Genomic DNA, 21,254 nt, shown 5'->3' on the forward strand with positions numbered 1-21,254 from the left:
GAACACCCCGGATGGCCCCAGCAAACCACAATTCTCCGGCCCCCAACGCCGAGGCTTCCATCGCGCGGCCAATCTGATCCGCGCTAAGAGCGTTATTCAGCGGCTGTGGTCGGGTCGTGTGGCTGCTGGCGCCTGACCTGCGTCGGTGCTGGTCAGGGTCAAGTTCAGGCAAGTAGCGCAACGGTCCTCGCGTCCGGTTTGATCCAGGTTGTCTACGCCAGGATCGAGCACGAACGAAGGACCGATGCGCTACCACTCTACGTGCGGGCTGACCCCCGCCCAGACGACCGAGCTGATCGCCCGCGCCTGGCAGGTCCACACCGGCCGACCCCGACCCGAGCGGTACGAGTTCGAGCTCGGGTTCGGACGCGCCGTCACGATGATCCTGATCAAGGTGCGTCACAACCTGGCCCAACAGCTGACCGGGGACCTGTTCGGGATCGCCCAGCCCACCGTCTCGCGGATCTGGCGGTACCTGATGCCGATCATCGGGCAGGTCACCGCGATGGACCGTCGACACCTGCGCGACGCCCTCGAACGCGGCACGGTCTTGATCGACGGCACCCCGATCCCTACCGGAAACAGGGCCGGCACCGGCACGACCAACTTCAACGCGAAGCACCGCAAGCAGGCCCTCGGCGTCCAGGTCGCCGCGTTCTTCGACGGCACCCTGGCCGACGTCTCGGCCCCCGTGCCCGGATCACGGCACGACTCCCGCGCCCTGGACGAGGTCGGCTGGGCCGAACAGATCACCGCCGCCCGCACGCGCCGCACGGTCGCGGTCCTGGCCGACACCGCCTACGTCAAGCACACCCGCCTGACCCCGCGCCGCAAGACCAGGGGCGCGCCCCGCACCGACGCGGACCGCGAGCACAACCGTCACATCTCGTCCCTGCGCGCCCCGGTCGAACGCACCATCGCGCTGCTCAAACAGTGGAAGACCCTGTCCGCCGGCTACCGCGGACGCCTGACCGAACTACCAAGCGTGATCCACATGATCGTCAACCTCGAGTTCTACCGCCAAGCCACGTGAATAACGCTCTAAGTGCGGGGATCAGAGAGTCGCCGGTCCTCGGGTCGCGATCACAAACGATAATTTCCTGCGGTGCGAGCCGGTTGAGGAAGGTTGGCGAGTGAGTCGCCACGAGGAGTTGCGTCCGACTGCTCGCCGCTCGCATGCGATCAACCAGGACATCGAGGGCATACGGATGCAAGCCATGATCGACTTCCTCGATCGCCGTGAAGGCCGGCGGATCCGGTTCATGCAGTGCTGTCAGCAGCGCCAACATCCGAACCGTGCCGAACGACGCGTCCGCCAGATCGATCGGCCGACGCACGCCTCGCTCGTGTAGTTCCACCGCCTGCGCCCCTGTCGCCCCACCGACGGAGCGGAAGCCGATGTCAGCGAGACCGGGAAGACAGAGCCTCAGGTCCGACAGAAGTTGCCCGAACGCATCCGGACTCTTCTGCCGCAACGTCACGAGAGCATCTGCAAGGTTCGACGCGTCGCCGAACAGCCGCCCATTGCCTCGACGGGATGGCTGCCTCGCGGCCTCGACGTCAGGCTCTAGCACACGGATCTCTGCGAGAAAGTCGGCGAGGTCACGAATTCCCAGGCCACCTTGGTCGTCCGCAAGCTTCGGCAGCGTTGCCAATCCGGTTGTCTGTGCGGACGCCACGCGCACATCCTGGACGCTACGCTCATTTTCCGTGATCGAGACAGTCTCGCCTACCGCGCGGTACCGCCGCCCGGGACCGGACCGCCGCTTGAACTCGAACTCCTCCGTGCGCAGGATTCCGCGCTTCCCCTGCCGAATACTCAGTTCGTACTCGTCGAGTGCGTTGGGGCTCGAGTAGCGCGTGATCTGGCCGTGGACCTGGATCTTGACTTCGCCGTCAGATCCATCCTGGCGCTGGATGTGGTCAAATCCAGACCACTGGTCCAGTGCAGCGCTCAGGTCGAGGCGCGCCGTAGTCGCAAGGAACCGCAGCACGTTAAGCACGTTCGACTTACCCGAGCCGTTCGGTCCCGCAAGCACGCTGAATCGTCCAAGTGGTACGTCGACCTGCTTCAACGACCGAAAGTTGCGCGCGGCGACCCTCGTCACGAACTGCACCTGCTCATCATGCACGGTGCGACCTGCTCTCCTCAGGGTGCCTCGCCGGGTGACGCGGCCCCTCTCCCGGTGGCGGGTCCAGGATCGTCTGGTACTCGGTACCCGCGTCCATCGCCGCCTCCATCGCGTCGAAGACCTCGAGGATCACCTGCTTGGTGCGGTATTCACCGTACGCGGCCTCGTCCTTGCGCCGCACAATCGGGAACGTATCCATGATGTAGTCGACGTCGTCGCGAGCCACACCGTACAGATGGAAGAAGGCCGCATCGAGCTCGGCACGAAGCAGCGAGCGACGTTCGGAGTCCCAGAGGAAGGGCTGCCCAGGGACCCCGAGGGCGACGGCCGCACCTGCCATGGAACGTGAGGTGTAGATCAACTCGGCGATACGGTCACGGAACCAATCTGGACTCTGCGACCAAGCCGGCCCGACCTTGTTCGGCTGAGGAACGGGCACCTGTGCCATGTGGAAGAAGTTGAAGTTCGTGCCCCCCACCTTCTGTCTCGCGACGAAGTCGACAACAAACGATGCGTAGAACGCACCCAGAAGCCAGGCGTCCTCTCGCGACGTCGACGCGACGTTTGCGGAGTCGCCGATCCCAGCGCGAGGAAATACAAAAGAAACGAGCGTGCGCTCGTCCGTTGCCCGGCAAATCTTTCGCCAACCAGAGACAAACGGCTGCGTCTCGCCTACGAGTTTCGACACCTCGCGATCCGGCACCCAGTAGCGCGGGAGAGCGAAGAAGTCCACATCCGCCTTCTCTTCGAGCGTCACGTCGCGGGTTTGGCCACCATCGTAGGTGGCCCATCGGTCGTCGAATTGGTGAAGCATTTTTGACTCGTAGAGCGGCAGGTAGCGCTCCGCGACTTCGGTCATCGGTGAACCATCTCTTGATCGCAGGCCGGGTGACGAGGACCGTCGCCAGGGACAGGGTCTAGCTTCGACGCGAACGTCACGCCGTGCGCAATGGCACGGGCCATCGCGTCGTAGTTCTCTAGGATCAGACGCTTCGTACGGTACTCGCCGTGCGCAGCTTCGTCCTTGCGGCGAATGATCGGGAAGGTCTCCAACACGTAGTCCGTCTCCCCTCGCGAGAGCCCGTAGATATGGAACATGGCCGCGTCCACTTCGGCGCGTAGCACCGCACGGCGGTCCTCCTCGAAGTTGTACGGCGTTTCGATTCCGAACTCCTCGCCGAGACCGGTCATGTCATGCGCCGTGTAAGCCAGCTCGAGCAGCCTTGATCGAAGCCAGGCCTCCGGGAAGCTACCGAGCCAATTCATTTCAGAGATCTGCGTCGGAGTCACCGTAGCGACCTGCTTGACGATGAAGTAGTTGAGGCTCGTCCCGCCGGCCGATTGGCGTGTCACGTAGTCGGCAACGAACGAGTTGAGCACCGTCGAGAGCAGCCAGCCACGCGCCGACAGCATCAACGGCACCTTGTTCCCGACAGCCGCAGGAGGAAGCACCGGCACGATCATCGTGCGTTCATCGGTGGCGCGAGCGATGTCGCGCCAGCCCATGAGCCACTGCACGTCCCAGCGGTCGCCGATGACACGATCGACCTCGGCCTGGTGGACCCAGTAGCGGGGCAGCACAGAGAACGATGGGTCCCGCTTCTCAGCGAGGGTGACGTCCCGGACCTTGCCGTCGGGATCGTAGGTTGCCCAGCGGTGGTCGTACTGGTGCATCATCTTGGCCTCGTAGAGCGGGAGGTAGCGGTCCTGCTCATGGCCTACCCCCCCCCCCCCCCGCTATCTTCGGTCCGAACGAAAACGTTGCCTTCCAGGACCCAGCCCTCGGCTTCCAGCTGCTCGCGCGTGCGAAACAGGTGCGAGTCGTTCGACATGTGGAACATCGTCATGAACTTGACGCCCCAAGGATTGCCGTCGGGGTCGCCGGCGGCGACCTTCTTTTCGTCGATGAGAACGGGGACGCGTTTGTAGATGCCGAGGGTGATCTCAGCGTCGCGGCGGGTGCGGAAGATCGGGAGGGTGCCGGTATTGGGGTTGAGGAGCGTGATCTCCTCCGGCGTCAGGGCGAACTCGCGGGACTCGATGTCCCGTGCATCGTGGAGGAAGAAGGCGAAGCTCGCGGCGCCCGCGGCGCGTTCACGTCCAGTCATCGTGAGCAGGCAGAACTTGAAGCTTCGGTGTACTCCCTCGAAGATCGGCGCCGCGTTCTCGAAGTCGTACAGGGCCGCGATGCTCTTGCTCTGCACGAGGTCACGGAAGAAGTGCTGGGTAGTCGCGTCGGTGGCGATGCCCGTGGGCACGATGATTCCGGCCTGCCCCGTGGGTCCCGTCAGGGTGCGGAACAGCTCGGTGAAGACGGCGTACGTGTTGACGTCGCCGCGACCGGCCAGGGGGTAGGAGCCCGAGGTACGGAGCAGAGCACTTTCCCCCTCGGCGCGGCGCAGGGCGGCGGAGTACTCGAGGTAGAGGGCACGGTCGGCCTGCGACTCGCTGTCGGCCAGCCGAGCGATCAGCCTCTTGCGCGCGGCCGCGTTGGGGGCTTTCGCGATCTCAGGATCGCGGGCCGCGAAGAATTCCTGCTCCTGCAGCTTCACTCGTTCCCAGGGCGGGTTGCCCAGCATGGCGTCAAAACCACCCGTCCAACCCGCTTCACCAGCGCGTCCTCCAGGTCGGTCGAAGATCTCGGGAAACTCGAGGTGCCAGTGGAAGAACTTGTACTCGCCGGCGATCTTCTCTACCTGCGCACGGGTGTCTGCGAGAGACCGTGCGAAGGGATCTGCCTCGAACCGGCGCACGACAGCTGAGGTCGGAGGGAGCACAACCGCTTCTCGTTCTGAGGACGCCCGCGTCATCGCGCTCGGGCGAAGCGGCCAGACGAACGCCGCCGACCAGGCGTCCGCGTGGACCTTTCGTCGGCGGAAGTCGGATGACGTCGCGTACGCAGTCCATTGGCGAGCCTGCCGGCGAACCGCGGCCGCGTCATCGTGCACGACAAAGAACTGGCTGCGCTCGTCGGCAAGGTCATGAATCGCCCCGCCGCCAAAGTCGAGATCTAGCGCATCCTGCCCACCGAATCCGAGGCGACCGGCCCCGGCGCCGCGCTCGAGCTTGTTGCTCTTCTTGATCTGGGTGGCGTACTTGCTGTCGTCACCATCGAGCGTCTTGAAGGCGTCGTCAGGGACCCCGCCCCTCAGCAAAGACGGCGTCGTACCCAGCAGGGAGTTGCCGACGCGGATGCGGGCGTCGAGGAAGCCGAGGGCCTTCCCGGGCTCCATGGCCTCCAGCCAGAGGGATACCTTCGCGAGCTCGGCAGCCATCGGATTGATGTCCACGCCGTAGACGCACCGTCCGACAACGTCGCGCAGCGCGTGGCGAACGGCGTCAGGGGTGGGTTCCTCCTCGCCGGAGCGGACTGCCGCCAGGCGTCGGGCGATGCGCCGAGCTGCGGCGACGAGGAAGTGCCCAGAACCGCAGGCCGGGTCGCAGACCGTGAGAGCGAGTAGGGCACGTTCGGCCTCGTCAGCGTCGCGCGTGCCACGGACGGCGTCGTTGATGACGGGATCGAGCGCAGAGTCGAGTAGCGCGCTGACCAGCGCGGGCGGCGTGTAGTACGAACCGGTCGTCTTGCGCTCGTTGCCGCTCAGGCGTTCGAAGGTGAACGTGTGGTCGTCCACCGAGACTTGCGGCACGAGCTCCAGGAGTGATTCATACACGCCACCCAGCTCCTCGGCGCCGAGGTTGCGGTAGTCGACCGGTTGGACGCGCGAGCCACGGTCGGACATCCAGGCCAGATCTCGGACCGCCTCAAGGAACGCCTCGTTGTCGAGCTCGGCCGTGACGAGCGGCTCACCCTGCTCCCCCTCGGCGTCGAACAGACCGCCGAGGGCAGGCAGCCCGAGCGCGGATTCGCCGTCGCCGCCCAGCGCGCTGAGGACGAGGCGCTGGGCACGCCAGAGATCGGCGTAGGCAGGGCTCCCATGACGTCTCCGGGCCTGACTCCGCAGGCGTTGAGTGGACAGGTAGCCCCGGTACCGGGCAACGGCCGCGGGATCAGCAGCGGGATCAAGCAGAAGATTCCGATCCTCAGTGACGAAGAGGAAGAGCATCCGGTAGACCAAGCGCAGCAGGTGCCGGTGGTAGTCGTCGCGCGTCAGCTTGCCCGTGCGGAGAGCATCAATGAGGTCACGGTTGTCAGGATGGCGGAGAAATCCCGTACCGAGGTGCCCAAGGGCCCGTTCCACGCCACCCCGCAGGCGGTCCAAGGCCCGCGAGCCAGCACGGACCGAGTCCGCACGCCAGAGCTCAAGCCAGCAGTCGGCCGGGCTCGCGTCACCATCCTTGACGGGCCGCACGTCGAGGCGGGACGCGTGGCACGTCTGCAGGAACTCGGCAAACAGCTCTCCGTCGAAGATGGCCTCGAGATCGAACTCGACGAATGCCGAGCCCGCCAAGGCGGTCGAGTCGCGCAGGAGGCGCAGCCGGCGGCCGTTGGACAGGATGGCCCACAGGTAGTCGTCAGACCGGTTTAGCAGGTCCTGAACCATGGCCTGTGGTGCACGCGCGGCGCCCGCGACGCCCGGAGTACGCCGGTCGAGATCGACGCCAGGTCCAAGCAGGTGAATGGGGACGTGCTGCCACAGGTGCGAGACAGGGAAGGGCTCGTCGTCATCGACCTGAATCCCGCCCGTCCGGGCCGGGAGCCGGCCATAATCAAGCTCGCGCAGCAGAACCAGCAGCCACTTGTCTCGGGCAAGAGCGGCGCTGGTGCTGCACTCCCCGCCGGGGGCGGCGGCCTGAGCCTCGCGCCAGTCTCTCCAGGCGATGGCGAGGTAGGACCACGCACGGTTGGCAGCATCGCGGATCGACTCGTTGCCGACCAGGCCGTACGACCGCGCCGCGCGAGACTCGGCAGTCCCGAGCTCACCCGCGGTGAGACGTTGGAAGAGGGCTGCAGGAAAGATTCCGCCCTCGATGCGGATCGCTTGGAGCGCGCTCACGCTGCACCTCCTCTTGACATGTCGGGCCGATAGACGAACAAGCCAAGCACGTCGACGGGCAGCTGCGGTTCGACTGTCAGGCCGCGCACGCCAAAGCTTCCGACGGCGTCGCGGCCTCGTGCCGTCTGGCGGACGCGAGCGTGAGCCTCGCGCATCTGCTCCGCGGTCACGCGGGCGTCGTCGTCCAGGTGGGCGGCGATCTGTGGGAGGGCCTTGACGACGTTCTCAACAAGACCACGGGCCTGGTCCGCCGGCGTATTGGCGCTGGGCGTTGCGGCAAGCAGGGCCTCGACCTCGCCGTCTGACAGCCACTCAGGCTTGGCCGGAGTGCCGCGAAAAGCGAGCAAGCGGGTCTCCTCGGCAACCTCGGTGCGGGTCTCATGACGGCCCGGGAGGGTGACGTGCACGCGCACGCGAACCAGCAGCAGAACGGTGACGGCGGCGACGTTGCTTGTCGTGATGACTCCAGCGCGACGAGCAGGACGCTCACGGTCGGGTACGCGCCGGTCAAGGGCGCCGTCAAGCACGAAGCGAGCCAGCGCCGCGACGCGCTCGTCAGTGCGGTGAAGCACTGCCGCGCCACGCGGCGCTGGAAGGTCGTCGACCCACCTCAGGGTGGCCGCACCCGGCGTACCGGTGCGGGCCAGGACGTCCCGGAGAGTGCCCGGGATCGAGTGCATCTCGAGGGTCAGGCCGTCAGAGGTGGTGGCGGTGGCGGCACCGACCTCGCTCAAGGCATCGCGGACGAACTGCGCGACGTCGGCCGGGCTGCCCAGGCGTGCGCGAGCTTCCCCGACCTCGGCGGCGACCTCGTCAGGACGAATGGCAGCCTGGGCGTAACGGCTTCGAGAGACCTTCTCCTGCTCGACGGCCGAGTTCCACTCGTCCTCGAATGCCTTGGCCTCAGGCACGAGGTTTAGGTCCAGCTCGAGCTGCTCCTGCTGCCTGCCGCGCATCAACATGCCGTTCAGTAGGGCTTCCACGACCCGGTCGTTGGTGTCGTTGGGCACCGGGACGCTGATGCCGAGATCCTTCCGGATCTGCGCGTGCTTGCGCAGGAGGACGTCGAGCACGATCCCGTCGATACCGGTGTCCTCGCCGTACAGGGTGACGGCGTACACCACGTCGGCCACCTGGCCGAACCGGTCTACCCGCCCTTCGCGCTGCTCGTGGCGGGTGGGGTTCCAGGCAAGGTCATAGTGGACGACGGCCTGGAACCCATCCTGGAGGTTCACACCCTCGGACAGGCAGTCGGTGGCAACCAAGATACGCGGCTCCCCCGCGGCGGCATCGAGCAGGGCACCCACCCGTGTAGCGCGGTCATCGGGGGCCAGCGCACCCGTGACAACGTCGATCTGAACCTTCTTGAACTCTTCGGCCAAGTGCTCCCGGACGTACTGCGCCGTCGCGATGAAGCGACAGAACACGATCGGCGAGACCCCGTCCTTGAGCAAGGCGCGCACACGCTTGGTGAGGGTCGTGAGCTTGGCGTCATCTCCGGATGCCAGCGCGCGGAACCGGTCGGCGAGGTCGGCCAAGTGACGGACCTCCGGTGAGCCGTCGTCGAGGACGGGAACAGCCCCCGGGCTCGCGTCCTCCGCCCCCGTGCTCTCATCCTCAGTCTGATCGAACACCGTCGCGCGACCCACCGCGTCCGCCGCCGCTCTGTCCGGCGAAGAGAGCGTCTCCGAACGCGTGGTCAACGTGGCAGCGGCAGCCCTCGGCGACGATGCGGCAGCACGGAGCAGTGCCAGGGCGCTCCACCAACGCACACGCTGCTCCGTGGCGGTACCAGAGCGGTCGGCTACCTGGCCGCGGGCGTATGCGACGACGTCGTCGAACACCGACCGATAGGCGGGAGCGAGAGTGTAAGCAACCTCGGTGGACTTGCGGTCCGACGGAAACCGGGTGTCTTCCATAAATCGGCGGACGTCCGCGCGGCGGCGCTGAATCAGGTGCCGCGCGACCCTCCGCCGGGCCTCGTCGGTCCGCAAGTCCAGGTCGCGCAAGGCCGGGTCGAGGACACCGAGCATGTTGCGGAACGCACCTTCGCTTCCCGAGTGCGGGGTAGCCGTCACCAGGACGAGATGACGGCTCTCGTCATGGGCGAGGTCAAGCAGGAGGCGGTAACGCTGGGTGCGTCCACGTCCACCCTTACCGGAGTCGTCCACCACGCAGGTGTGCGCCTCGTCGACGATCACCAGGTCGGGCGCGGTGCGCAGGAACTCGTGGCGACGGTTGTCGGACTTGATGTAGTCGGCCGAGACGATCGTGATGCGATGGCGGTCGAAGATCGACTCGTCCGCGGTCAGGCCGCGCTGGAGCCGACTGACGGTGGAGGCCAGCACCAGCTCGGCCTCCAGAGCGAACTTCTCACGCAACTCCGACTGCCATTGCTCGGCGAGACTCGGCGGACACACCACGGCCAGCCCGTTGGCCTGCCCCTGTGCCAAGAGCTCGGCCGCAACCAATCCAGCTTCGATGGTCTTGCCGATACCGACGTCATCCGCGATCAGCAGTCGGGTCGTCTCCTGACGCAGCGCCATGAGCAGCGGCACGTACTGGTATGGGCGAGGGTCGACCGCGAGGCGTGCCAGCGAACGGAACGGGCCACCCGTGGAGCGGAACCCGATCCGCAGTGCGTCACGCAGGAGCCCCGCGGAGCGGTGGTCGCCGAGGTCATCCGCTCCGGGCGGGGCGAATGTCGCCGACTCGACGTCCTCCACATGGGGAAGGACGCCTGCGATGTCGGCATCGCCACCTGCGAGCGGACGCAGGACGAGGAAGTCGTCGGTGCTGTCCGGGAGCACGACCCACTCTCGACCCCGGGCGCGAACCAAGGTCCCTGACGCATAGGTCGGCATCAGTCGTCACTCCCGAAAGTCGACGGGTTGTCATCGATGATCTTGCCGAGGTCGGCGTCGGGTGGCACCTGGAGGACGTGGGTGCCGCCGAAGACCAGGGGGCTCGTGTCAAGCGGGTCCTCCCCCTCGACGTCAAACACGACCACGGTGTTCTGGTCGCGGAAGTACAGGTCCACGACGAGGCCCTCGACTTCCTCGTCGACTGCGGTAGGCAGTCGCAAATTGCGTTGGCCAAGGAGCTCGAGGAGTTCTGCGGCCCGGCCGGAATACGGGGCGAAAGTCTGCCTGACGCGCCCCTCGACGGGGCTGGGACCGACTCCGTCCCCAAGGGGGCGATCGTCGGGCACCTGATCGGCGACAGTAGTGGCCCGAAACAGGCGACGGAGCGTCACCACTGCCAGACGGCGGTCGATCGACTCGTGGTCAGTCTGATTCCCGTAGGTGAGAAGGCAGCGGTAGCAACCGGCGACACACGCGTCAGCGCGCTCAATTCCCGTGTCTGGGTCGACATGAATAATCTCCAACGCCTTGCGCGCCACGTCCGACAATGCGTCGCGGTCAGCGTGAAGGCGGCGCAGGACACCGGCGCCTCCTTCGCTGGCTTCGACGAGGAGGAAGCGGCCCTGCTTGCCGCCGTCGGACAAGATCTCGCTAGTCAGCTCGGAGTCCTCCAGCTGGTAGGTAGCCTCGATTCCCCGCTCGATCGCATACATCAAGGTCACCGCTTCGTTGTCCTCGACGCGCTCCGACCAGCGCACGACCGCAATGTTGCGACGATCCTCGACATATGGAACGACCCGCGCCTTGCGCTCGACGTCCTCGGCAAGCAGAGACTCGCCGTCGTCGTCCGCCTCGGGCTGATCCAGCTCGGCTGCACGCTTATCAGAGAGCCACTTCCCTTTGACCGTATCGATCCAGAACCCAGGCGTGGTGCCCGGGGCGCGCTTGCGCGGACCGGTGTTGGTGACGCGAAGCTCGGCCGCGTCGCCGTAGCGCAGATCCAGCACCGGCACGCCTGCCTCAACAGCTTGGGCATAGAGGCTGGCGGGTGCGGTGCCACGAGGTCGGAAGCGGTAGGTGGTGACCATCGCGAAGCCCAGCCGCTGGCGCTCCTCCTCATCAGCGCTGATCCGGTCACGACGCTGGGTGACCACCGTCTGCATCAGCATCAGGTTGTTGAGCACCTCCGAGAGCGGAGCGCCACAGTTCTCGCACACGTCCATACCGACCTGCCGCTCGTGGTGATACGAGCACGACAGGCAGATCCGCACCGACGACAGGGTGACGCTGCCCGCGTTTCCTGTGCTGACGGCGTCGCCATGCGGGTCACGAGGCAAATTGACGCGCGTGACCTGGTACCGAGCCCCCTCGTGGTAGACGAGCGCGTTCGGGCCAAACTCGCGCAGAGCCAGGAACCGTGGGCGCTGCAGCCAGGTTGCACCCGCACCACGAACACCCGGCACGTACGCCGCGAGCGGAAGACGCGGAAAGGAGTACCCCGGGAGGAATCCCTCAGAAGCGAAATAGCGATACGGGTAGTAGTCGCCCTGGCCGAACGTATCGGACTCGTTCAACAGCAGGTCGCGCTGGCGGCTCGCTTCCCGCTGTCGCATCTCGGCGTTCTGCCGGTCCTTCTTGAGCAAGGACACGTCGGTCATCTGCTGATAGGCCGTGTCCATCTCCTGGCGCACGGTCTGGTCCAGAGTGCGCCACCGGTCGCAGGCGCGGTCGAACTCGTCGGGAGCCATCGCAATCACGTCGTCGAGCCAGCCCGTCGACCACCACGGAGATTCGACCAGTTCGTGCTCCAATGGCTTCAAGACGACTCTTGCCGCAGCAAGCGCCCGCGAAAGGAAGTCAGAGTCGGAAAACGAAGCCTTCAGCCCGGGGCGGAGAGGGTAGCCGGGCTGCCCGACGTCGACGACCTCTTTCATCGACGTGCCCAGCGTGGCATGAGTGCACGCCAACCAGATGGAGTGCACGTGTGAACGCACCAAGTCCTCGTTGGCCAGGTCGAGCCGCGGCGGAAGCACTCGGCCCGCAACCATCTGATCACTGCGCGCGAAGTAGTAGGAGTCGTGGGCGTTACCGCTCGCGCAGTAGGTAACCACCACGGCAGGCTGGCCCGAGCGCCCGGCACGGCCAGAACGCTGGGCATAGTTGGCGGGGGTGGGAGGCACGTTGCGCATCGCGACCGTGTTGAGGGACGCGATGTCGACGCCCAGCTCCATCGTGGGTGAGCAGTAGAGCAGCTTGAGCTCGCCGGTGCGGAACTGCTTCTCACGCTCCTGGCGAATCTCAGCGCGAACCTGCGCTGTGTGCTCTCTGGCGACCAGCCCGGCAAGCTGCCGTCCCGCGTCGCGGTACAGGTCACGGAAGAACGGGACAACACGAGGCGCCTGCTCCGGTGCATGGTTCCGGCGGACCGGATCCGGCGCGCCATGCTTGCCGTCGGACTTGAAGAGCCGAATTTGGTGGACCTTGAGACGGTATCCGTGCAGGTCGCGCTCGCGGGCCTCGGTGAGCATGCCGTTCTGGGCGAGCAGTGTCACGAGAGACGTGAGCACGTCGGTGGTCTCGACGTCGGACAGCGGCATTCCAGGCGCGACCTTCGACTTCAGCCACCGTCCGTAGGATCCCTTCGCGGTGAGCGAGAGAGCGTTCCGCGGACTACCCTGCCCCTGCGGCAGCAGGGTGGCGATGCCGAGGTACGGGATGCTCTCGCGGTCACCCACCGCCCAGATACCAGTCAGATGCTCCCGGCTCAGAGCCTGGAGTCGCTCGACGTTCTCCTGGGAGAAGACATCGGTGTCCAGTGCCAGCACGCGGCGGAACTCGTCCAGCAGGACCTCGACAAGCTCGTACCTCTGCTCGGAGTCCAGGGGCCTCAGAAGCGGGTGCGCCCCGGCCCAGTAGTCCTCTGCCTCGCAGAGGCGGCGCGCAATCGGATAGTGCACACGGACCAGCCCGGTCTGCTCAAGGTTCGGGAGCGTCACGCGCCAACCACGCTTGAGGTCCTGCATGGCACGAAATCCGACCACGCGGCGCAGCGCGGCGTCGGCCTGGGACGTGTCGAAGCCGTCTGGGCTCTGCGCGTAGTGCTTCTTGGCCAGGTTCAGGTACCCCGGGAGCGTATTGCCCAGCTCCAATGGGTCCAGTCCGTCGTCCCCAGCGTTCTTCGCTGCCGCGTAGAGGGCAGCCCGGAGCTGCCCCACCAGGGCGAAGTCGTTGACGTGCCCGGCCTGCAGGCTGGCGTCCTGCCGGTTGTCGACGAACGTGAGCAACTTCCGGACCTGGTCGGGTAGGTCCTTCTCCGCGTCGAGCGACCGAATGATGCTCGTCGACAACACTGTCATCGCCGACGAACGGCCCTCGACGTCGAGGGCGGCCACCTTGGAGATCTCGCTGGTGCGCGGCTGGTTGTACGACACGCCGCAACGCAGGCAGAACATGAGCCCGCCGGCGATCCACGAAGCCTGTACCCCCCTGGCCGGGGAACCGCCGGGCAGCGGGGTCGCGGTGCCGTCCGGTCCGACCAGGAACGGCCGCGGGACCCGGTCACGACGCGCCTTGCGCACCCGAGTGCCCGAACCCGTCTCCTCGAGCCACGAGTCCGGGAGGCGGTCGATCGGGTCGGACGGCCAGGGATCGGTCGTGTCGACGAACAGGTACCCGTCACGCTCGTCATCGCCGTTCGGCTCGAGTGCGATTCGAGTGCGGGCGGTGAATATGCCCTTCTTCGTGTCGTACCTGGCCATCAGATACTCCTGGCCGCACTCGCGGCAGAACGCCAGCGGGTACAGCCGGCGCTCCGTCTCGGCGCCCGGCGCATAGATCTGGTAGTCGTGGACGATCTCGCGATCGGACTCGGCCTCGGCAGTCACGTAGACCGAGGCTCCCTTCGAAATGAACTGGTGGAGTCGGAACGCGAACAGCGGGCGCCCGGTGCGTTTGTCCTGGGCGCGGGATCCCGCCAGGAGCGTCGCACGAATCGCCGTCTCGCATGTCTTAGGGTCGCGGGCCGTCACCCTGGCGAGGTCCCGCGCCACCCCTTCTACCGTGACCGGCGGTGTGCGCACGAGGATGCCGGTGCCCGGCTCGGCACTGAGCCCGAAGGCATCCTCGATCCAGGCTGCAAGCGCATCGTTGGCCAACCGTTCGTAGCCACCCGTCAGGGCGGGGTCGAACGCCTCCGCCTCACCGCGCGCATCAACCGCCGCCATCAGGTCAGCTCTTGCCTGGGCACGGTCGACCGTCGCCCGTTCGAGCGTCTCGGTGATCACTCGCTCCGGCACCACCTCGGACCCGAAGATGCGAGTGGCGACCTCGGCGACCTCCCTGCGCTGCTCAGCGACCGTCTCCGCCGTCGACATCGTGGCCGACGTACCGACGCACTGCAGTGCATCGCCGGCACCCGTTGCCTCCCGCACGCGACGGACCAGCATCGCCACGTCGGCACCTTGCCGACCCCGATACGTGTGCAACTCATCGAGCACGAGGAACTTCAGGCCCTGCGCAGCGGTGACCAAGCCATCGCGTTCCTTGGGGCGGACCAGCACGTACTCCAGCATCACGTAGTTGGTCAGCAGGATGTCCGGAGGATTCGCCAGGATCGCAGCGCGCTCGTCGGGCGACTCCTGGCCCGTGTACCGCGCGAACGTCACCGGCTCGTTGCCCTCACCAAACCCGTCGCGCAGGAACTTGCTCAGCTCCTCTTGCTGGCTGTTGGCGAGGGCGTTCATCGGGTAGACGACGATCGCTTGGACACCACGACCCGAGCCGCGGCGCAGCACGTGATCCACGATCGGAACGATGTATGCCAACGATTTGCCCGACCCGGTGCCCGTCGTCAGAACGTACGAGTCGCCCTCGGTCGCCGCCTCGATCGCATCCTTCTGGTGCTGGTGGAACACGATCGGCTTCGGTGCCGGAGGCTTCATGTCCTTGCCTACCCGGAAGATCTCCGCAGCTCCCGGGTGCAGCGTTCCCGCCGAGACGAGATCGTCGACCGAGCCACCGACTTGGAACGACGGGTTCAGCGACAGCCACGGGTCCGGCCACTGCGCGCCGCCGGCTGTCTGTTCGGCCACCGACGCGCGGATGCGCGGGTCGAGGATCTCGACGAACCCCTCCGTGAACCGCCGATAGTCATCAATGAGGTTCCGGTGAACCTTGAACGCGTCCAATTTCCCCTGCCGTCCCAGCCAACCGGCCAGTGGTCGTCACCGGCGTCGTCTCACCACGAAAAGTACCAAGCCCGACAGGCGTGAACGTCCACGAACCGCTGGGATCCGGGCGAATTCGCCCACACACCACCCGACGCGCCGGCGACGACACGGCCTCGTCGACGTCGGTCCCTTCTACGATCCTCGATGTGGCGGAGATCATCTGGCAACGCGAAGCCCCGGGTCTGGACCCCGCTGTCCACGCGAAGGTCAGCGCGTTCCTCGGCAAGCTCCGCGAGGACGACACCGCGCCCGGTCTTCACATCGAGAAGATCAACGGCGCGGACCCGCTGATCCGTACCGGGCGCGTCAACCAGCAATGGCGTGCCCTGCTGGTCAGGGTCCAAGGCACCGACGGGCCACCGCACTACATCTACCTCGGCACCTACAACCACGACGAGGCGATCGCTCTCGCCAAGACCCATCGCGTCGAGATCAACCAGACGAATGGGGTCGCGGAGCTCATCAAGGCGAGCCTGCAGGGCACGCCGCCGCAGCGGAAGACGCAAGCCAAGCCAGCCGCGAAGCCCAAGCCGGACGACATCAGTACCGCGTCGTGGTCGCGACTCGAGGTCCAAGGGATCACCGTCGAGGACCTCGTCGGGCTCGGCATGCGGCGATCGTTCGCCGAAGCCGCCTTCGCCACTACCGACGATGACGGCCTCCAAGAGTTGGCGGACACGGTCGACGGACTCTGGCAGGGATACGCGATGCTCGATCTCGCCTTCGGAGCGTCCCTCGACGCTGTCCGGGAGAGGTACAGCCTCGACTGGACGCCCAGCGCCGGCGCCCGGACCGAAGACGACCTCCTCAAGGCGCTTCGACACCCCGCTGCTCGGCTTGAATTCGCGTTCCTCGAGACCGATGAAGACTTTCAGGCTGCGATCGAAGCCCGCGACTTCGGTGCCTGGCGCACGTTCCTTCACCCCGAGCAGCGCGACTACGCAACCCGTCGCCGCTCTGGCTCGTTCCGCGTCACCGGCGGGGCAGGAACCGGCAAGACTGTCGTGCTGCTGCACCGGGCGCGACACCTGGCCCGACAAAACCCCGATGCACGGATCGTCCTCACCACCTACAACACGACGCTCGCCGACTCCCTGCGTGACAACTTGCTCCTGCTCGATTCAACGGTTCAGATCGCCCCCGATCTCGGGACATCCGGCGTCTACGTCGCAGGCGTCGACGCCATCGCACGGCGGGTCCTGGCCAGCACCAATGCGCTTGGCCTACCGCTCCGTGATGCCGTCCAGACAGTTCTTGGTCCCCGCGGCACCAACATTCTGGGGATGACTGGCGACGAGACGTGGGTGCGCGCCGCGAAGAGCGCACCGACAGGGGCTCTGCCCGAAGGCCTCCTGACGCCCGCGTTCCTCGAGGCCGAGTACGCGACGAGTGTGCTGCCGCACCGCGTCCTCGATGCGAGGGGTTACGCCCGTGTTCCTCGCCGCGGACGAGGCGTGGCGCTCAACCGCGCCGAGAGGAACGATCTCTGGACGGTGGTCGAGGGATACCGATCATTCGCCTCGCTCGGCGGGACGACGTCCTTCGAAGAGAAGGCTGCGGTCGCTGCCGCTGCGCTGGAGCTGGGGGCTTCGCGAGGCGGCAAGCAGGTAGCGGATCACGTGCTCGTCGACGAAGCCCAGGATCTCTCCCCTTCACGGCTCCTGCTCCTTCGCGCCCTTGTTGCGCCAGGACCTGACGACCTGTTCCTCGCCGAGGACGCCCAGCAGCGGATCTACGGCCAGAAGGTCGTCTTGGCGCACTACGGGATCAAGATCAGCGGGCGCTCACGCCGGCTCACGCTCAACTACCGCACAACCGCGGAGAACCTTGCGTTTGCCCTGCGTGTGCTCGACGGCGGCGACTTCGAAGACCTTGACGGGGACATTACCGAGAAGGCCGGCTACCGGTCCGCACGACGCGGGCCTACCCCCGAGCTCATCGAAGCATCGGGGAAGCTGGACGAATACGCACGAGCCGCGACCCGGCTCAAGCGGTGGATCGACGACGGTGACACACCGGACGAGCTCGGGGTGCTCGTCCGCAGCACCCGGGATGTGGACACACTGCTCGAAAGCATCCGGAGTTTCGGCGTACCTGTGCAGGCGGTTGCCAACCGGGAGAGACCGCCGGCGGCCAAGGTCGCTCTGATGACGATGCACCGCGCCAAGGGCATGGAGTTTCGACGGGTCATCATGCTCGGGATGGCTGCCGGGGCACGACCTTCATCAGCCGCGTTGCCCGAAGCTGATCAAGCCGATGCCATGCAACGGCAACGGTCGCTCATATACGTCGCCGCCACACGGGCGCGCGACGAACTCGTCGTGATGTGGAGTGGTCGTCGGAGCAGTCTGGTGCCTTCCGTCAAAGGCGAGCCGCCATCCTGAGAATCCGCGCACCAGCGGCCTTCCTCGCTCATGCGCGACGGTGTCGATCGCCGTCACCGACCAGTTCCCAGCGCGATGCGGGACGCTACCAAGCACCGCACGCTCTCCCCAGAGCGCTGTGGCTCACGGTCTTCCAGCGTTGGACCGTGACCTAGGGCACGCGTGCCCTTGGCGGCCGACCCGAGCGCGAGCGCGCTGCTATTCTCCGGTCAGCCCGTTGACTTCTGTCTCGCCTCGTCGGGCAACGTGACTGACTTGCCAGCCCGAGGAGCTCATCACAGATGTCAGCTGCCGCACCGTTGTCCTTCGGGTATCACCCGGACAAAGAGAAGGTGGATGACGTCCTTGGCCGCGGGGGTTTCAGCCGCGCTCTCCTGCTTGACATGACTGTCCGCACGATCGTCGACCGAGTGACCGAGTGCCGCGTTCTGTGGGAATCAGGCGCCGAGCTTCCCGAGGGGCTCTACTGGTTCCAGGGTCTCGACGACGGGGGTCTTCTGTTGCAGGTCGGCTCCGGGCCGTTTCCCGGTGACGCCACGATCGTGGCCCTTGACGAGCTTTCGGATGACCACCCTCTCACTGTGGCGTGGAACTGGGCCGAGGACCTGTGGGCTAGGGCAACCCCGGTGCCGCGGCCGCGCTTCGCGCTGTACGAACCGGTCATCACCCATCCGGGTGGCATTGATGTCGTCGTCCGAGACAGAAGCTTCGGAAGCGGCGCCTGGTCGTACCAGGTCATCGTCGAAGGTGCGTCCCAGCGAGTCCTCGAAGATCAACTCCGCCCTCGGCCGGCGAGCGACGACCCGGAGACGTGGGTTCAGGCAGAGCCCGACCCGGCGGCTCGGTTCGGAGCGACACTCACACGTGCGAAGCTCGAGGGGAAATTCGCGAACACTTTGTTCTCGTTCCGCGCCACGCGGACGACGTTTCGCCCCTACCAGTTCAAGCCCGTGCTCAAGCTCCTCGAGACCGGCAAGGCACGCCTCCTCATCGCTGACGAGGTCGGCCTTGGAAAGACGATCGAAGCAGGCCTGATCTGGACCGAGCTCGAGGCGCGCCAGGAAGCGGACCGTGTCCTGATCGTGTGCCCTTCCAGCCTCCTCGGCAAGTGGCGTGAAGAGATGATGGACCGGTTCGAGTTCGATCTCACCGAACTCGACAGCGGAAACCTCCAGACCTTCCTCGACCGACACCAGCAGAACCGCCTTCCGCGTCGGCACGCGTACATCTGCAGCCTCGAACGACTTCGCACGTGGGCCGGTCTCGCCGAACTCCGGGACGTGCCGCCGGCCTTCGACCTCGTCATCGTCGACGAAGCGCACGCGATGCGAAATGCCGACACCAGGAGCTACGCGCTGGGAACGGAGCTCGCAGAGTGGGCGGACAATCTCGTCTTCCTCACCGCGACACCGATCAACCTCCGGCAGGCCGACCTGCTGAACCTGCTGGAGCTGCTCGCACCCGAGGACTACGGCGAGATCGAGGACTTGATGAGCAGGCTCGAACCCAACCGCGTCATCAACGCTGTTGCGTCTCGACTCATCACCAAGGATGTCTGCGGGCGAGAGCTCCTAGCCGAGCTGGAGCAGCTGAAGGACTCACCACACGGACTGATCATCAGGAACCGTCCCGACTTCGCCCGCCTGACCGATGTACTCACGAAGGACGAGCTCGACCACACCGACATCGTGACTGCGAAGCGCTACCTCGCGGAGCTGAACACCCTCTCCACGGTAATCACCCGGACCAAGAAGGTCGAGGTCGACGAGAGGAAGGCCAAGCGCACCGAAGACCGCCGAGAGATCACATGGACAGTGCACGAGGAGGCTTTCTACTCGGAGTACGTCCGCTGGTGCGAAGACCGCGCTGACGCCATGGCCTCACCTCTGTACTTTGCGATGCAGATGCCTCTACGACTCGCGTCGGCATGCCTACCCATGGCGCGCCGCGCGGTCCTTGACCCGGAGGGCTTCGGAGACCTCACAGACGAAGACGGCGACACGAAGCCCGGGCGGCTGGCTCCGCACCGCGCCCTCATCGACGCAGCTGAAGCCCTCCCGGCTGGGGTCGACAGCAAATTCGATGTCCTGTCCGACGTCCTCGTCGAGCTGCATCGGAGCGGCCGCCAGGCACTTCTCTTCACGCACTCGCGCCCGACGCTCGCCTACCTCGCCAACAGGCTCGGCTCACGCTTCCGGATCGCGGTGCTGCACGGAGGGGTCGAGCGCCAAAAACGGCGTCAAGTGATGGCCGACTTCCGCACCGGCAACTACGACTTCGTTCTTGCCAACCGCGTCGCCAGCGAGGGCCTCGATTTCGAGTTTTGTTCCGCCGTCATCAACTACGACCTGCCATGGAACCCCATGGAGATCGAGCAGAGGATTGGCCGGATCGACCGCATCGGTCAGACCGAAGAGACCGTGCTGGTGGTCAACTTCATCAACGAGCGGACGATCGACGAACGGATCCTGACCCGCCTCCTGGACCGCATCGAGATCTTCGAGTCCTCGATCGGCGCGCTCGAGCCGATCATCTCGGAGGCGGCGCCCGCACTGCTGAAGCTTGGCTTCGACTTCCACCTCACACCCGCCCAGCGCGAGCAGAAAGTTCACGAAGCGCTCACTGCCCTCGAGGAACAGCGGGCCGGTCTCCGCGACGTCGCGGATGCCTCCAGCGCGCTCATGGTGAGCAACGATGTCGACGTCGCCGGACTGGAAGAAGACCTCGTGCGCACCGGGCGGTACATCGGCCAGCGTGAGCTCGCTCTCCTCCTTGACGACTGGGCACGGGTTGATGGGTCACTTCCCGTCGAGGTCGCGGCGGACGGTCTGACCATGACGCTCCGTGGCAACGCCACGATGGCCAGCCGCGTCTCGGCGCTCGCCCAGCGGCAACGTCGAACCGGCGCAGAAACAGGTGCGCTCGCTGCCGAACTGCGGTCCGAGCTTCCCGTCAGCCTCGTGATGGACCAGGAGTTTGCCAGAACCCATGGCGGCACACTCCTGACCGCGACAAGCCCGCTCGTGATGGCAGCCGTTGACGTGCCGGGCCACCGGCAGGCGCGGTTCGCAGCGCTCGGAATCCGCGCTCACTCCGAGTCGTCCCGTCCCGGCACCTACCTCGTCGTACTCGCTAAGGCCGTTTCCGGATCCCGCGGCGGGGACGAGATCTGGGGTGAAGCGGTCGACATCGACGGGCGCCCGGGCGGCCAGGAGCCGGTCAACGACCTCCTTGCCGCTCTCGCCGAAGGCCGTCTCACCGATATCCCGTTCACTCGCCCTGACCGCCTCGGTGCGCTCGCCGAACGTGCACTGAACCGGCTCCAGGTGCGGCACGAGAGCGAGAGCACGCGCCGGCGCGCCGAGTTCGACTCGTTGACCGCGGCGCGAGAGATCACGCTGCGGGAGCAGCATGAGCGGAAGATGGCGGCGATCCGGCGACGCCTGGTTACGACCGTCAATCGTGGACGCAGTTCTCGTGGAATCGGCCTGTTCGAGTCCCAACTGCGACGGGCGCAGACGCGGTACGAGCAGCTCAATGCCGAACTGGCGCGTCGGGCCCTCCCGGAGCTCCGCGTCGAGCCCCTCGCCACCTGCATCGTCGAAATCGTCCCGGAGAGCCGTTGATTGCGGGGGCGATGTCAGTCCGGATCTCTAGAGTAAGGAGGTAGCGCGGGCTCGCCCGAGTTCGC

At 66.2% G+C, this 21,254-nt stretch carries 9 protein-coding genes; 3 read left to right on the top strand and 6 right to left on the bottom strand.

Annotated features, from left to right (window positions below; all coding sequences use genetic code 11):
• Positions 1 to 244: 244 nt before the first annotated feature.
• The gene (locus KDY119_RS10030; RefSeq protein WP_036944245.1) at positions 245 to 1,033 is read left to right on the top strand and encodes a transposase family protein; all 789 of its coding nucleotides are present in this window, start codon (positions 245 to 247) and stop codon (positions 1,031 to 1,033) included.
• Here the strand turns inward: KDY119_RS10030 and KDY119_RS10035 are convergent.
• From KDY119_RS10035 to KDY119_RS10055, 6 genes are read right to left on the bottom strand one after another with little or no spacing between them, the layout of a single operon-like run.
• Positions 1,002 to 2,132 (bottom strand): AAA family ATPase, encoded by a 1,131-nt coding sequence (locus KDY119_RS10035; RefSeq protein WP_194174161.1) that lies wholly within the window; start codon positions 2,130 to 2,132, stop codon positions 1,002 to 1,004. The genes KDY119_RS10030 and KDY119_RS10035 overlap by 32 nt on opposite strands.
• A complete protein-coding gene (locus tag KDY119_RS10040) occupies positions 2,125 to 2,991 on the bottom strand; it encodes a hypothetical protein (protein ID WP_036949947.1) in 867 nt (288 codons plus the stop codon). The genes KDY119_RS10035 and KDY119_RS10040 overlap by 8 nt, the downstream gene beginning before the upstream one ends.
• Entirely contained in the window at positions 2,988 to 3,809 is an 822-nt protein-coding gene (locus KDY119_RS19095; protein ID WP_227994285.1) for a hypothetical protein, read from the bottom strand. The genes KDY119_RS10040 and KDY119_RS19095 overlap by 4 nt, the downstream gene beginning before the upstream one ends.
• 41 nt (positions 3,810 to 3,850) lie before the next feature.
• Positions 3,851 to 7,087 (bottom strand): Eco57I restriction-modification methylase domain-containing protein, encoded by a 3,237-nt coding sequence (locus tag KDY119_RS10045; RefSeq protein ID WP_227994286.1) that lies wholly within the window; start codon positions 7,085 to 7,087, stop codon positions 3,851 to 3,853.
• On the bottom strand, positions 7,084 to 9,897 hold the full coding sequence (locus KDY119_RS10050; RefSeq protein ID WP_227994287.1) for a helicase-related protein: 2,814 nt from the start codon (positions 9,895 to 9,897) through the stop codon (positions 7,084 to 7,086). The genes KDY119_RS10045 and KDY119_RS10050 overlap by 4 nt, the downstream gene beginning before the upstream one ends.
• A 53-nt stretch (positions 9,898 to 9,950) precedes the next feature.
• Entirely contained in the window at positions 9,951 to 15,137 is a 5,187-nt protein-coding gene (locus KDY119_RS10055) for a DEAD/DEAH box helicase (RefSeq protein WP_036949944.1), read from the bottom strand.
• Between the two features lie 188 nt (positions 15,138 to 15,325).
• On the opposite strand from KDY119_RS10055, the gene KDY119_RS10060 reads away from it, so the two are divergent.
• Both KDY119_RS10060 and KDY119_RS10065 read left to right on the top strand, forming a co-directional pair.
• Positions 15,326 to 17,563 (top strand): 3'-5' exonuclease, encoded by a 2,238-nt coding sequence (locus KDY119_RS10060; protein ID WP_051136510.1) that lies wholly within the window; start codon positions 15,326 to 15,328, stop codon positions 17,561 to 17,563.
• 281 nt (positions 17,564 to 17,844) lie between these two features.
• Positions 17,845 to 21,189: a DEAD/DEAH box helicase gene (locus tag KDY119_RS10065; RefSeq protein ID WP_036949942.1), complete on the top strand. Its 3,345-nt coding sequence runs from the start codon at positions 17,845 to 17,847 to the stop codon at positions 21,187 to 21,189.
• The last annotated feature ends 65 nt before the right edge of the window (positions 21,190 to 21,254 follow it).

Source organism: Luteimicrobium xylanilyticum, assembly GCF_009429125.1.
GTDB classification, from domain to species: Bacteria; Actinomycetota; Actinomycetes; order Actinomycetales; family Cellulomonadaceae; genus Luteimicrobium; species Luteimicrobium xylanilyticum.